This window comes from Azospirillum canadense, assembly GCF_025961225.1.
Lineage (GTDB): Bacteria > Pseudomonadota > Alphaproteobacteria > Azospirillales > Azospirillaceae > Azospirillum > Azospirillum canadense.
Genome location: NZ_JAOQNG010000001.1, coordinates 1,587,520 through 1,600,818, shown reverse-complemented (window position 1 = coordinate 1,600,818; position 13,299 = coordinate 1,587,520). Strand labels below are relative to the sequence as shown.

Annotated in this window: 12 protein-coding genes; 1 reads left to right on the top strand and 11 read right to left on the bottom strand. The window is 68.7% G+C overall.

Annotated elements, in window-relative coordinates; all coding sequences use genetic code 11:
• Positions 1-10: 10 nt before the first annotated feature.
• The 8 genes from ureC to M2351_RS07505 all read right to left on the bottom strand — a co-directional run bounded on the left by ureC (position 11) and on the right by M2351_RS07505 (position 9,320).
• Positions 11-1,720, bottom strand: coding sequence for an urease subunit alpha (ureC, locus tag M2351_RS07540; RefSeq protein ID WP_264655494.1), 1,710 nt, complete (start codon positions 1,718-1,720; stop codon positions 11-13).
• A 24-nt stretch (positions 1,721-1,744) separates the two neighbouring features.
• On the bottom strand, positions 1,745-2,050 hold the full coding sequence (locus M2351_RS07535) for an urease subunit beta (RefSeq protein ID WP_264655493.1): 306 nt from the start codon (positions 2,048-2,050) through the stop codon (positions 1,745-1,747).
• Between the two features lie 11 nt (positions 2,051-2,061).
• The gene (locus tag M2351_RS07530; RefSeq protein ID WP_209772192.1) at positions 2,062-2,364 is read right to left on the bottom strand and encodes an urease subunit gamma; all 303 of its coding nucleotides are present in this window, start codon (positions 2,362-2,364) and stop codon (positions 2,062-2,064) included.
• Between the two features lie 37 nt (positions 2,365-2,401).
• Positions 2,402-3,667 (bottom strand): glycosyltransferase, encoded by a 1,266-nt coding sequence (locus tag M2351_RS07525; protein ID WP_264655492.1) that lies wholly within the window; start codon positions 3,665-3,667, stop codon positions 2,402-2,404.
• 49 nt (positions 3,668-3,716) lie between these two features.
• Positions 3,717-4,559 (bottom strand): urease accessory protein UreD, encoded by an 843-nt coding sequence (locus M2351_RS07520; RefSeq protein WP_264655491.1) that lies wholly within the window; start codon positions 4,557-4,559, stop codon positions 3,717-3,719.
• Positions 4,552-6,906, bottom strand: coding sequence for a xanthine dehydrogenase molybdopterin binding subunit (xdhB, locus tag M2351_RS07515; protein ID WP_264655490.1), 2,355 nt, complete (start codon positions 6,904-6,906; stop codon positions 4,552-4,554). The genes M2351_RS07520 and xdhB overlap by 8 nt, the downstream gene beginning before the upstream one ends.
• Positions 6,899-8,353 (bottom strand): xanthine dehydrogenase small subunit, encoded by a 1,455-nt coding sequence (gene xdhA / locus M2351_RS07510; protein ID WP_264655489.1) that lies wholly within the window; start codon positions 8,351-8,353, stop codon positions 6,899-6,901. Before xdhA ends, xdhB begins: the two co-directional genes overlap by 8 nt.
• 265 nt (positions 8,354-8,618) lie before the next feature.
• Positions 8,619-9,320: a LuxR C-terminal-related transcriptional regulator gene (locus tag M2351_RS07505; RefSeq protein WP_209772172.1), complete on the bottom strand. Its 702-nt coding sequence runs from the start codon at positions 9,318-9,320 to the stop codon at positions 8,619-8,621.
• A gap of 459 nt (positions 9,321-9,779) precedes the next feature.
• On the opposite strand from M2351_RS07505, the gene M2351_RS07500 reads away from it, so the two are divergent.
• On the top strand, positions 9,780-10,331 hold the full coding sequence (locus M2351_RS07500) for a LuxR C-terminal-related transcriptional regulator (protein WP_264655488.1): 552 nt from the start codon (positions 9,780-9,782) through the stop codon (positions 10,329-10,331).
• Positions 10,332-10,454: 123 nt separating this feature from the next.
• Here M2351_RS07500 and M2351_RS07495 read toward each other — a convergent pair whose 3' ends face one another.
• The 3 genes from M2351_RS07495 to M2351_RS07485 form a co-directional block, all read right to left on the bottom strand.
• Positions 10,455-11,027, bottom strand: coding sequence for a type 1 glutamine amidotransferase domain-containing protein (locus M2351_RS07495; protein WP_264655487.1), 573 nt, complete (start codon positions 11,025-11,027; stop codon positions 10,455-10,457).
• 79 nt (positions 11,028-11,106) lie between these two features.
• A complete protein-coding gene (gene nfi, locus M2351_RS07490; protein ID WP_264655486.1) occupies positions 11,107-11,793 on the bottom strand; it encodes a deoxyribonuclease V in 687 nt (228 codons plus the stop codon).
• 24 nt (positions 11,794-11,817) lie between these two features.
• Complete coding sequence (locus tag M2351_RS07485) at positions 11,818-13,296, bottom strand: D-amino acid dehydrogenase (protein WP_406567391.1); 1,479 nt, start codon at positions 13,294-13,296, stop codon at positions 11,818-11,820.
• Positions 13,297-13,299: the final 3 nt, after the last annotated feature.

The following is a 13,299-nucleotide window of genomic DNA, read 5'->3' as shown; positions in this document are numbered from 1 at the left end:
AATCACGACCTCAGAACAGGAAATACCGCTGCGCCATGGGCAGGACGTCGGCCGGCTCGCAGGTCAGGAGCTGCCCGTCGGCGCGCACCTCGTAGGTTTCCGGATCGACCTCGATGTGTGGTGTGGAATCGTTGTGAATCATCTGCTTCTTGCCGACGGCGCGCACGCCGGTCACGGCCACCAGCTCGCGCTGAAGCCCCAATGACCGAACCGCCTCGTTCTCCAGCGCCGCCTTGCTGACGAAGGTCAGGGAACTGGCTTGAAGGGAACGGCCATAGACGCCGAACATCGGGCGGTAGTGCACGGGCTGCGGCGTGGGGATGGAGGCGTTGGGGTCGCCCATCAGCGCCGCGGCGATGGTGCCGGCCTTCAGCACCATGTCCGGCTTCACGCCGAAGAAGGCCGGCGACCAGACGACGAGGTCGGCCAGCTTGCCAACTTCCACCGATCCCACGACGTGCGCGACGCCGTGCGACAGGGCCGGGTTGATGGTGTATTTGGCGACGTAGCGCTTGACGCGGAAGTTGTCGTTCTCCCCCGTTTCCTCCGGCAACCGGCCGCGCTGGACCTTCATCTTGTGCGCGGTCTGCCAGGTGCGGATGATGACTTCACCCACCCGCCCCATGGCCTGGCTGTCCGAACTCAGCATCGAGAAGACGCCGAGGTCGTGCAGGATGTCCTCCGCCGCGATGGTCTCGCGCCGGATGCGGCTTTCGGCGAAGGCCACGTCCTCCGGGATGCGGGGGCTCAGGTGGTGGCAGACCATGAGCATGTCCAGATGCTCGTCCACCGTGTTCACCGTGAAGGGCCGCGTCGGGTTCGTTGACGACGGCAGCACGTTGCCGAGGCCCGCGACCTTGATGATGTCCGGCGCGTGGCCGCCGCCCGCCCCTTCCGTGTGGAAGGCGTGGATGTTGCGGCCCTTGAAGGCAGCGATGGTGTTTTCCACGAAGCCCGACTCGTTCAGCGTGTCGGTGTGGATCGCCACCTGGATGTCGGTCTCCTCCGCCACCGTCAAGCAGGTGTCGATGGCGGCCGGCGTGGTGCCCCAGTCCTCGTGCAGCTTCAGGCCGCAGGCGCCGGCGGCGATCTGCTCCATCAGCGCGTCGGGGCGGCTGGCATTGCCCTTGCCGAAAAAGCCCAGGTTGATCGGCAGCCCCTCCGCCGCCTGGAGCATCCGGGCCATGTGCCAGGGCCCCGGCGTGCAGGTGGTGGCCGACGTGCCGGCGGCCGGCCCCGTGCCGCCGCCCAACATGGTGGTGACGCCGCTGTACAGCGCCTCGTCCACCTGCTGCGGGCAGATGAAGTGGATGTGCGCGTCGATGCCGCCGGCGGTGACGATCTTGCCCTCGCCCGCGATCACCTCGGTTCCCGGCCCGACGACGATGGTCACGCCCGGCTGGACGTCCGGGTTGCCGGCCTTGCCGATGGCGGCGATGCGCCCGCCGGTGATGCCGATGTCGGCCTTGACGATGCCCCAATGGTCGATGATCAGCGCGTTGGTGATGACCGTGTCCACGGCGCCGCCCTGGCGCGAGACCTGGGCCTGCCCCATGCCGTCGCGGATCACCTTGCCGCCGCCGAACTTGACCTCCTCACCATAGATCGTGTGGTCCTTCTCCACCTCCACGATCAGGTCGGTGTCGGCCAGCCGCACGCGGTCGCCGACGGTGGGGCCATAGAGGGCCGCGTATTCGGCCCGGTCGATGCGATGCGCCATGTCCCTGCCCTCCGAACCGGCCCGTCACAGGGCGCCGTTGACCTTGCCGTTGAACCCGATGACCACCCGGTTGCCCGCGTAGGCAACCAGCCGCACATGGCGGGTCTGGCCCGGCTCGAAGCGCACCGCCGTGCCGGCCGGGATGTCCAGGCGGAAGCCGCGCGCCTTGTCGCGGTCGAACTTCAACGCTTCGTTGGTTTCGAAGAAATGGTAGTGGGAGCCGACCTGGATCGGCCGGTCGCCGGCGTTGGCGATGTCCAGCTCCACCGTGTCGCGGCCGGCGTTCAGCTCGATCTCGCCCGCCGCGGGGATGATTTCACCGGGTTTCATGAGGCCCCCTGTCAGCGAATCGGCTGGTGGACGGTGACGAGCTTGGTGCCGTCGGGGAAGGTGGCCTCCACCTGGATCTCGTGGATCATCTCGGGCACGCCCTCCATCACCTGATCGCGGGTGATCACCGTGGCGCCGTCGCGCATCAGCTCCGCCACCGTGCGGCCGTCGCGCGCGCCTTCCACCACGTAGTCGGTGATCAGGGCCACCGCTTCCGGGTGATTGAGCTTCACGCCTCGTTCCAGCCGGCGCCGCGCCACGACGGCGGCCATGGCGACGAGAAGCTTGTCCTTCTCGCGCGGTGTCAGGTTCATGGGGGTGTCTCTCCGCCTACCCAATGGTTTGGCGGGATTATGCCACGTTGCTGCGGTGCGCCAACCCCTCTCCGATGAAGCGCACCGCGTTGCGCACGCCATCCTCCGCCCGCACAAGCGCGCCGAGTTCCGCGGCGCGGGCGCGCATGGCCGGATCGTCGGTCGCGGCGATGGCGCGGGCGAGCGCCGGGGCCGTGAGCGCGTTGCGCGGGATCGGTGCGGGTGCCACGCCAAGCGACTCCAGCCGGGCGCCCCAGAAAGGCTGGTCGCCAAGGAACGGAACGACCACCGCGGGCTTGCCCGCGCGCAAGGCCGCCGCCGTGGTGCCGGCACCGCCGTGATGCACGACGGCGGACATGCGCGGGAACAGCCAGTCGTGCGGTGCCGCATCCAGCCCGAAGACCGTCGGCGGCAGTGCCGACCGGTCTATGCCGCCCCATCCCGCCGACAGCACCGCACGCCGGCCGTTCAGCGCCTCCACGACCAGCGCGGTGGTCGCGGTCGGGTCGTAGCCGCCCATGCTGCCGAATCCGACGTAGACGGGCGGCGGCCCGTCCTCCAGGAAGGCCGCCAGATCGGACGGCGGCGTGTAGTCCTCCCCTTCGTCCAGAAAGCAGAAACCGGTCGGCTGGACGAAGTCGGGCCAGTCGTCGGGCCGTGGCACGAGGTGGGCGGAATAGGCATAGGCCGCGGGCCATCGCTCCCGCATCAACTGCGCACCCGGCCCGACGTAGGACGGCTTCAGCCCCAACACCTCCCGCCGGGCCCGATTGATGGCTGGGCGGAACATCTGCCACACCAGTTGCAGCAAGACATGGTGCAGCGCGTAATTCACCCAGCCCGGATTGCGGCGCGGCGGGATCATCGGCGGCGGGAAGGCGCGCGTCGGCGCCAGAGGCTGCAACGCGACGCCGACCACCGGGATGCCCAGCTTCTCCGCGACCGCAACCCCGGCATAGAAGGCAAGGCCCGACGCGATGATGGCGTCGGAGCCCTTCGCCGCCTCCCAATACTCCTTCGCCCAGGCGTTCGCGTGGTCGCGGGACAGGGCGGTGATCGAGCGCATCATCGCGACCGGGTCGATGCCCTTGCGGAACATGTCGTCGGCGGCACCGCCCTGCATCGCCGCGCGCAGATCGCCGGATATGGGGCGAAAGTCCAACCCGTGACGTTCGACCAGGCTTCGGAACTCCCGGTCGGCCGGAAAGACAACGGAGTGGCCGGCCCGCAGCAGCCCTTTGCCGAGAGCCACGATGGGGCGGACGTCGCCCTGTGACCCGTAGGAGATGATCGTGAAGCGCATGCCGAGTGGCTAGCCGATCAACCGGCAATAGGCAACAGCCCTGCGCCTTCTACACTTCCCACAGGCGCGGCAGCCGCGTCGGCAATCCCGCTGCGTCCGACCGCAGGTGCGACCACAGCGCGGCGTAGGCACGGCGCACCGCGACCGCCTCCCCGCCGAGAATGCGCACCAACAGCAAGCCGTCCAGCGCGGTTGCCCCGACGCGCACCCCCTCCAGCACCTCGGCCGCGCTCCGCACGCCGTCGAGGCGATTGGCCGCATCCGGGGCCGCGTGCAGCAGCGTGGCGCAGGCTCCCGCCCCGGCGAATCCAGCCGGATGGGCCAGCGTCTCCGCCAGGTCGCCGTCCATGTGCAGGGCGTCGGCCCAGGCGAGGCGGCCATCGCGGACCACCTCCCAGGCGTCGCGGACCAGCCCGCGGCTGACCGTCTCGCCGAAGGCGGCGCGGCCGAAGACCAGCATCTCCCCGGCGATCAGGCGGGCGTCGCCCTCCAGCTCCAGCCGGGTCAGGCGGCGCAGGCGGGATCCTTCGAAGACGATGGCCTCCTGCGGCATCCACTCCAGCCAGCCGCCGGCCTCCACGGTCACGCGGGTGTCGATGCGGCAGTCCGGCCCGGCGGAGCGGTAGACCTTCTCCGCCGCCTGGGTGGTGACCAGGGCCGCGGCACCCGGCCCGGCCGACAGGGCGATGTCCAGCCGGTCGCCGCCGACCAGCCCGCCGGAGGTCGTCACCAGGACCGCGACGGGCAAATCGCCGGCCCGCGGGTCGGGCAGCAGCACGCGCAGCGGGTCGTGGTGGTAGAGCGTGGCGAGGTGCGTGGCCCCGTGGCGATGCTCGAACCGCACCGTCGCCGCGCCATGCACGGCGACCTTTTTCGTTAAAACTTCAGCCACCAGCCGCCATCCTCGCCTTCACGTCCTCGACCGCCAGCAGCACGCGCTCCGGCGTCGCGGGGGCGTCGATGTGGACGGGCAGCCTGTGCCCGCCGACCGCCGCCACCGCGTCCTTCAGCGCCAGCCACGCGGAGATGCCCAGCATCAGCGGCGGCTCCCCGACCGCCTTGGAGCGGAAGACGGTGTCCTCCCGGTTCGGGCGCGCGGTGTAGAGCGACACCCGGAAATCCTCCGGCAGCGAGCGCGAGGTGGGGATCTTGTAGGTGCTCGGCGCGTGGGTGCGCAAGCGTCCCTGCGGGTCCCACCACAGCTCCTCGGACGTTACCCAGCCCAGGCCCTGGACGAAGGCGCCCTCCACCTGCCCCAGGTCGATGGCCGGGTTGATGCTGCCGGAACAGTCGTGCAGCACGTCGGCGCGCGGGAACTTGTATTCGCCGGTCAGCGTGTCGATCAGCGCCTCCGTCACCGCGACACCGCAGGAGAAGTACAAGAAGGGCCGCCCCTCGCATTTCTCGCGGTCCCACCAGATTTTCGGCGTGGCGTAATGGCCGGTGGAGGACAGCGACACCCGGTTCAGGTAGGCAAGCTTCGCCACCTCCGGGAAGGTCATGGCATGATTGCCGGCGAAGACCGCGTTGTCGCGGAACTCCACCTTGTCCGGAGCGGTGTGGCAGTGCTGGGCCAGGAAATCGACCAGCCGGCCCTTGATGGTCCGCACGGCGATGCGCACGGCCATGCCGTTCAGGTCGGTGCCGGCCGAGGCCGCGGTGGGCGGCGCGTTGGGCACCTTGTCGGTGGCGCTGGCCGTGACCTTCACCCGATCCACGTCGATCTGGAATTCCTGGGCGGCGATCTGGGCCATCTTGGTGTGGATGCCCTGCCCCATCTCCGTCCCGCCGTGATTCACCTGGACGGAGCCGTCGGTGTAGACGTGAACCAACGCCGCCGCCTGGTTCAGGTGCTTCACGGTGAAGGAGATGCCGAACTTCACCGGCGTCAGGCCAAGGCCCTTCTTCAGCACGGTGTTCCGGGCGTTGAAGGCGTCGATCTCCTCCCGCCGGCGGCGATAATCGCTGTCGCGCTCGATCTGGTCGAGCAACTCGGCCAGGATTTCCGGCTCCTCCACCGGCATGCCGTAGGGGGTGACGTCGCGCCCCGGCCCGCCGTAGAGGTTGGCGCGTCGGACGTCCAGCGGGTCCTTGCCAAGCTTGCGGGCGATCTCGTCGACCACATGCTCGATGGCGATTACGCCCTGCGGCCCGCCGAAGCCGCGGAAGGCGGTGTTGGAGACCGTGTGCGTCTTGCAGCGATGGCCGGTCACCCGCGCGGCGGGCAGGTAATAGGCGTTGTCGGCGTGGAACATGGCGCGGTCCACGACGCCGTTGGACAGGTCCAGCGACATGCCGCAGCGGCCGGCGAGGTCCATCTCCAGCCCCTGGATGCGTCCGTCGCCGTCGAAGCCCACGTCGTAGGTGACGAAGAAGTCGTGGCGCTTGCCGGTCATCGCCATGTCGTCGTCGCGGTCCATGCGGAACTTCACCGGCCGACGCGTGGCGTTGGCGAGCAGCGCCGCGATGCAGGCGATCTGCGCCGGCTGGCTTTCCTTCCCGCCGAATCCGCCGCCCATGCGTCGGCATTCCACCGCGATGCCGTGCATCGGCCGGCCGAGCACCTTGGATATCGCGTGCTGCACCTCCGCCGGGTGCTGGGTGGAGGAGTGGACGAGCAGGTCGCCGTCCTCCTTCGGAACCGCGTAGGCGATGTGGCCTTCCAGGTAGAAGTGGTCCTGTCCGCCCACATCCAGTTTGCCGGTCAACCGGTGCGGCGCGCCCGCGACCGAGGCTGGGACGTCGCCGCGCGTAAAGGTCAGGCTGGGGGACACGAAGCTGTCCTTCGCCACCGCCTCCTCGGCGGTTAGGATGGCCGGCAGGTCCTCGTAATAGACCTCGACCAGCCGGGCCGCCGCGCGGGCCTGGAGCAAGGTCTCGGCGGCGATGGCGACCACCGCCTGTCCCGCGTATTCCACCACGTCCGGCGCCAGCACCGGGTCGCCGGGCATGATCGTCCCGATGTCGCCCTCGCCCGGCACATCGTCAAAGGTCAGCACCGCGTGGACGCCCGGCGCCTGCTTCGCGCGGGTCAGGTCCATGCCGAGGATGCGCGCGTGCGCCCTTGCCGACAGGTGCACGGCGACGTGCAGCGTCCCCGGCAGTTCCGGGATGTCGTCGGTGTAGGCCGCAGCGCCGGTGACGTGCTTGCGGGCACTCTCATGCTCGATGCCGAGATGCACGCCGCCGCTGATCGGGTGGATGCCCGAGGTTTCGGGAAGGGTGCCGCCGTCAGCCATGGGCCGCCTCCAGCGAAGGCGCCTCGGCGCCGGTGGTGGAGAGATGGAAACGCACGAGCAAATTCTTCGCCACCAGCGCGCGGTAACGGTCGCTCGCCCGCATGTCGGTGATGGGCTGGAAATCGCGGTCCAGCGCCGGCAGCGCCGCGGCGACCGCGTCGGCCGTCCAGGGCTGCCCGGCCAGCGCCGCCTCCAGCGCCGCCGCGCGGGCGGGCATCGCCGCCACGCCGCCGTAGCCGGTGCGCAGTTCCGCCACCCGGCCGCCCTCGTCCAGCGTCAGCAGGAAGGCGGCGCAGACGGCGGAAATGTCCTGGTCGCGCCGCTTGGACACCTTCCAGGTCGCGAACATCTGGCCGGGCTTGGGAAGCGGGATGCGGATGCGCTCCACGAACTCGCCGGGTTTCAAGTCGCTCTTGCGGTAGCCGTGGTAGAAGCGGTCGAGCGAAAGCTCGCGCCGCGCGCCGCCGTGGTTCAGCACCAGCGTGGCGCCCAGCGCCAGCAGCGCCGGCATGCTGTCGCCGATGGGGGAGCCGTTGGCGACGTTGCCGCCCAGCGTGCCGGAGTTGCGCACCTGCACCGCCCCGATGCGCCCGACGAGGTCGGCCAGTTCGGGCAGGCGACGGCGCAGCACCGGCAGCAGTTCCGTGTAGGTGACCGCAGCGCCGACCTCCAGCCGGTCGGGATGCTCCTCGATGCGGTGCAACTCCGCAACCTCGGCGAGGTGGATCAGCGTGGCCAAGCGGCGGCCCTGCTTGGTCACCCACAGCCCGATATCGGTGGCGCCGGCCACCAGCGTGGCGCCGGGGTTCGCGGCCACGAGCTTGGCCAACTCGTCCACCGTCCGCGGTGCGTGAAAGCCGTTGCCGCCGCCGCTGACCGCAAGCGGAGCGTCGCGCCGGATGGACTCCAGCAGCGCGACGATGCCCTCCTCCGCGCGGTCGAACCGATCATCCTGCCGGTCGGCCGTGGCCGCGCGGGCTGCGTCCAGGATCGGGCGATAGCCGGTGCAGCGGCACAGGTTGCCGGCCAGCGCGTCGTGGATCGCGTCGTCCTTGGGCGCGCGATCCGTGTGGTAGAGCGCGAACAAAGCCATCACGAAGCCCGGCGTGCAGAACCCGCATTGCGAGGCGTGGCTGGTCACCATGGCCTTCTGCACGGGATGCAGTTCGCCGTCCTCCGCCGCCAAATCCTCCACGGTCAGCAGCAGCTTGCCGTCGATCATCGGCAGGAACAGGATGCAGGCGTTGACCGAGCGGTAGCGCAGCCGGCCGTCCGCGCCCAGGTCGCCCAGCACCACGGTGCAGGCGCCGCAATCGCCTTCCGCGCAGCCTTCCTTGCTGCCCGGCCGGCCGTTGGCGCGCAGCCATTGCAGCACGGTGGTGGTCGGGTCCGGATCGCGCACCTCCACCACCCGTCCGCCGAGCACAAATCGCACAGAACCCGTCATTGCCCCTCCCGTCGGGCGCCCGTCCTTGCGGGCCTTTGGAGCATTGTGCCGGAATTCCGTTCATGCCCGCAACGCCGGCCCGGCGCCGTACCCACAAAGAAAGGTTTAGAACGGGCGGGCAAAACGCAAGCCCTGTACCAGCCGGGATTTCCTGGACGAGATCGCGCAAAGCGGGCCACCACCCGCTCAAGGGAAAGGCAAGGACGGGGCGCCTGACCGATTTTTGGGCGCCCCTTGTTCGGCGCGCCGGCTGACAAGAACCCGATCAGGTCTCGTCGGGAAAGCAGCCGCTACGGGCGGCGACCACGGCGACCTGGGTGCGGTTGCGGACGCCGAGCTTCTGCATGATGGCGCGGACGTGCACCTTCACCGTGCCTTCCAGGACGCCCAGCTCGCGGGCGATCTCCTTGTTGGAATGGCCGGCCAGCAGCAGTTGGAAAACGTCGCGCTGCCGGTCGGTCAGACGGTCGAGGATCTGGCCCGTCGGCCGCGAGGCCTCTGCCGCCACATTCCCCGAGAGCACCGCGCGGGGCAGCGGCAGGAAGGTTTCCCCCGTCAGGGCCAGGGAGATGGCGTGTTCCAGCACCGCCGTGGAACTCGTCTTCAGGATGTAGCCCCGGGCGCCGAGCCGCACGCTGTCCACGATGTCCGCAACCTCATCCGACCCGGAGATGACCAGGAGCGGGCGGCTGCCCAGCGCCTCCACCATCCGGCGCACGCCGTCCCGGCCGCTGCGTTCCCCGAGGTTGAGGTCGAAAAGAACCAGGGTCAGGTCGGGCGTGCGGTCGACGATGGACATCGCCTCTTCCAGCGAGCCTGCCTCCAGCACCCGGGCGTCGGGATGGATTTCCCCCACAGACAGGGCAAAGCCATGCCGGACAAGAGGGTGGTCGTCGACCACCAGAAACGTTTGCGCCTTGTGTGCCAGGGCACGCTCTTTGCCGCGCGTTTGCAGCTGCACTTCCATTGTTTGACCACCTCATCAAGCCGTCGCGACCAAAGGAACCGCCGTAGAACTCGTCAAGACGGCTCTGCTTCAGCTCGACTTTCTTGTCCGGCGAAAAAGTATAGTTCTTACCCTTTTGGGCGTTTCGCAGGCGAAGCGGCGCGCTTCCTGGTTCAAGCAACCCTTCTACATTAAACTTTATCCAACCGTCTTGCGCCACTCCCTGTCCACTCGTATAAATCATTGCGACAACCAGCGTAAAGTATGCTTTTTCGGAACAATAAAGGCGGTATTTTTCCCTTTTCCGGGCGATACCGATCAACGATCGACGTTGTACGCCGCCCGCGCCGGTGGCGTAGCGGAGGGGATTCGATGAAAACTTGGAACGTTATGCTCGTTGACCACGACAAGCTGTTTTCAGCAGCGCTCGGAACACTTATCAGTGGCGGGCCTTTTCGCGTGTGCCATCACGCGGCGAACGTGGACGACGCGCAATCCGCCATCGGCCAGGGGGTGGAGCCGGATTTGATCGTGGTGGCGCTGGGCGAAGGTGCCGGAGAGGATGTCGGCGGGGTCAAGCGGCTGCGCGGCGCCACGGGCGCCCGCATCGTGGTGCTGGCCGACACCATCGCCGACCGAACCTTGTCGCTGTCCCTGAAGGCCGGCGCCGACGCTTATCTGAACAAGTCGATGTCCAGCGAATCGCTGCTGCGGGCGCTGCAGTTGGTCATGCTGGGCGAGGTGGTCTACCCCACCCACGTCGCCAGCCTTCTGATCGCCAACGCGAACGAACATCCGACGCCGGAGCGCATCCAGCCGGCCAACAACGAACTGTCGAAGCGGGAGGTGCAGATCCTGCGCTGCCTGCTGGCGGGCCAGTCGAACAAGGCCATCGCCCGCAACCTGCACATCACGGAATCGACGGTGAAGATGCACTTCAAGAACGTGATGCGGAAGATCAACGCCCAGAACCGCACGCAAGCGGCGGTCTGGGCGATCCAGAACGGCCTGTCGCCGCTGATGTCGGCGTAAGGCACCGTTGCCCCCCTCGCTCTCCCCTCTGCGGGGTGGAGAGCTTTTTCCGGGAACGGCGGCAGTCCCCTCCCCCTCGAAGAAGGGGGAGGGTTAGGGAGGGGGCAAACCACTCCGCCCCCTTCACTCAGCCGCGTGGCGATGGCCCGGATGTTGGCCTTCCGCGAACTCCTCGACCATCTTGCGGCAGAAGTCCGGCAGGTCATCCGGCTTGCGCGAGGTGACGAGGCCGTGGTCGGTCACCACCGACTTGTCTTCCCAGGCTGCACCGGCGTTGCTGAGGTCGGTCTTCAGCGATGGCCAGGACGTCATGCGCTTGCCCTTCACGCCGCCGGCGTCGATCAGCGTCCAGGGGCCATGGCAGATGGCCGCGATCGGCTTGTCGGACTGGACGAAGGCGCGGACGAAGTCGATCGCCTTTGGTTCCAGCCGCAACGCGTCCGGATTGATCACGCCGCCCGGCAGGACGAGGGCGTCGAACGTCTTCGGGTCGGCCTTGTCGAGCGTCTCGTCCACGTCCACCCGGTCGCCCTTGTCGTGGTGGTTCCAGCCCTGAATCTGGCCGCCCTTCGGCGCCACGATGTGGACGGTCGCCCCTTCGTTGCGGAGTGCCTTGACCGGCTCGGTCAGTTCCACCTGTTCGAACCCGTCGGTGGCCAGGACGGCCACGGTCTTGTTCTGAAGCTTCTGTGCCATGGGAGCCCCTCCTCAGTTGGCCTCATGCCGCAGCAACCGGGCTTAACCCGTTGGGGTTCCGCGTGAATGTCGACAGGGGTCAGCCATGCATGCGCGACAGGGCATCGGCGAGGCGGATCGGCTCCGGCAGGCGCCAGCGCGGCGCGAAGCGCAGAACGAGTTGGATGCAGGTTTCCAGGCTCACCCGGTGGCCGGGCGACACGAACAGCGGGTTGGTGCCGTCGCGGGTGCGCAGCGCTGCCCCGATGACCTCCCGCCGGTGCCAGAGCAGCGCGCAGGAGCCACGCGTCTCGCCCAGATCCTCGTACCGGCCGACCAGCCGCGACTTGGCGACCCCGATGGCCGGCAGGCCGGTCAGCACGCCGACGTGGCAGGCCAAGCCGAAGCGGCGCGGGTGCGCAGTCCCCTGCCCGTCGATGACCAGCAGGTCCGGTGGCTCCGGCAGCAGGCCGATGGCTTCCACCATCGCGGGCGCCTCGCGGAAGGACAGCAGGCCGGGGATGTAGGGAAAGCGCGTGGGCTGGCAGAGCAGGGCCGAGCTGGTCAACTCCAGGCTGTCCGCGTCCAACTCGGCCACGGCCGCCCAGGTGAGGCCGCGATCCTCGCTGAAGTGCGCGTCGACCGCCGCGATGCGGCGCAGCGGCCCGAAGTCGTCGCGCGTCACCACGAGCCGTCGCAGCCGCTCCTGCACGGCGTGGGCGACGGCTTCGGTGGTGGGCCAGGGCTCGGAAAAGACACCGTCCATGCCGGCCACAACAGGCGGCATGGACGGTCCGTTGCAGAAAACGCGTCAGGCGGTCGGGCGCGCCACGCCGGCGACAGCCGGACGGCTGCGGGTCGCGTCGGCCGGGCGGCCATAGCGCTCCACCGTCAGTCCGTCCATGTCGATCTCCGTCTGGCGCCCGCCAACCACATCGGCGACAACACGGCCCGAACCGGCGGCCATGGTCCAGCCAAGCGTGCCGTGGCCGGTGTTCAGGAACAGGTTGCGCACCGGCGTCTGGCCGACGATCGGTGTGCCGTCCGGCGTGTTGGGGCGCAGGCCGGTCCAGAACTCCGCCTTCGACAGGTCGCCGCCCGTCGGGAACAGGTCGCTGACCACATGGTCCAGCGGCCCGCGGCGGCCGGGGCGCAGCGTCAGGTCGAAGCCGGTCAGCTCCGCCGTGCCGCCGACGCGGATACGGTCGCCCAGCCGCGTGATGGCGATCTTGTGCGTCTCGTCCATCACGGTCGATTCCGGCGCGCCGGCCGGGTCGGTGATCGGCAGGGTCAGCGAGTAGCCCTTCACCGGGTAGACCGGCAGGTTCAGGCCGAAGGGCTTCACCAGCATCGGCGAATAGCTGCCGAGCGCCACCACATAGGCGTCGGCGGTCAGCGTGCCGGTGTCGGTCACCACGCCGGTGACGCGGCGCCCGTCGCCCTCCAGCGTCTTGATGCCGACGTTGTAGCGGAACTCCACGCCCAGGCCCTCGGCCATCGTGGCGAGCGCGTTGGTGAAGCGGAAGCAGTCGCCGGTTTCGTCGCCCGGCAGCAGCAGGCCGCCGACGATCTTCTCCTTGACCAGACCCAGCGCCGGCTCCACGGCCGCACAGCCCACCACGTTCAGCAGTTGGTAAGGCACGTTGAAGCGGTCGAGCACGGCCATGTCCGTGGCGGCAGCGTCCACCTGCTTCTGCGTGCGGAAGAGCTGGAGCGTGCCCTTGGCCCGCTCGTCGTAATGGATGCCGGTCTCCGCGCGCAGGGCCTTCAGGCAGTCGCGGCTGTATTCGGCGATCCGCACCATGCGGGCCTTGTTGATCTCGTAGGAGCGCTCGTTGGCGTTGGCGAGCAGCTTCACCATCCAGGACCACATGGCCGGATCCAGCTTCGGCCGGATGACCAGCGGCGAATGCTTCATCATCAGCCACTTGGCGGCCTTCAGCACCAGCCCCGGCGCGGCCCACGGCGCGGAGTAGCCCGGCGACACCTCGCCCGCGTTGGCGTAGCTGGTTTCCAGCGCCGGACCTGCTTGGCGGTCGACCACGGTGACCTCATGCCCGGCCTTCGCCAGATAGTAGGCGGTGGAAACGCCGATGACGCCGCTGCCGAGAACGATGACGCGCATGAAAGGCCCCCGAGGTCGCAGGATTGGTCGCAGATTTGTTAGCGGTCCTATGAGCAAGCGGGATGCCAAGTGACGAACCCCGCGGATTTGCTGAGGTTGGCGTGCGGGCCAGAAACCGCCCTGTAAACTTATGCATACATAAGCCGTGCTAAGCGCGACCGCCATGCC

Excerpts from the sequence above, each read along its gene's own strand:
- ureC (WP_264655494.1), bottom strand. The coding sequence starts at position 1,720 with ATGGCGCATCGCATCGACCGGGCCGAATACGCGGCCCTCTATGGCCCC.
- M2351_RS07535 (WP_264655493.1), bottom strand. The coding sequence starts at position 2,050 with ATGAAACCCGGTGAAATCATCCCCGCGGCGGGCGAGATCGAGCTGAAC.
- M2351_RS07530 (WP_209772192.1), bottom strand. The coding sequence starts at position 2,364 with ATGAACCTGACACCGCGCGAGAAGGACAAGCTTCTCGTCGCCATGGCC.
- M2351_RS07525 (WP_264655492.1), bottom strand. The coding sequence starts at position 3,667 with ATGCGCTTCACGATCATCTCCTACGGGTCACAGGGCGACGTCCGCCCC.
- xdhB (WP_264655490.1), bottom strand. The coding sequence starts at position 6,906 with ATGGCTGACGGCGGCACCCTTCCCGAAACCTCGGGCATCCACCCGATC.
- xdhA (WP_264655489.1), bottom strand. The coding sequence starts at position 8,353 with ATGACGGGTTCTGTGCGATTTGTGCTCGGCGGACGGGTGGTGGAGGTG.
- M2351_RS07505 (WP_209772172.1), bottom strand. The coding sequence starts at position 9,320 with ATGGAAGTGCAGCTGCAAACGCGCGGCAAAGAGCGTGCCCTGGCACAC.
- M2351_RS07495 (WP_264655487.1), bottom strand. The coding sequence starts at position 11,027 with ATGGCACAGAAGCTTCAGAACAAGACCGTGGCCGTCCTGGCCACCGAC.
- nfi (WP_264655486.1), bottom strand. The coding sequence starts at position 11,793 with ATGCCGCCTGTTGTGGCCGGCATGGACGGTGTCTTTTCCGAGCCCTGG.
- M2351_RS07485 (WP_406567391.1), bottom strand. The coding sequence starts at position 13,296 with ATGGCGGTCGCGCTTAGCACGGCTTATGTATGCATAAGTTTACAGGGC.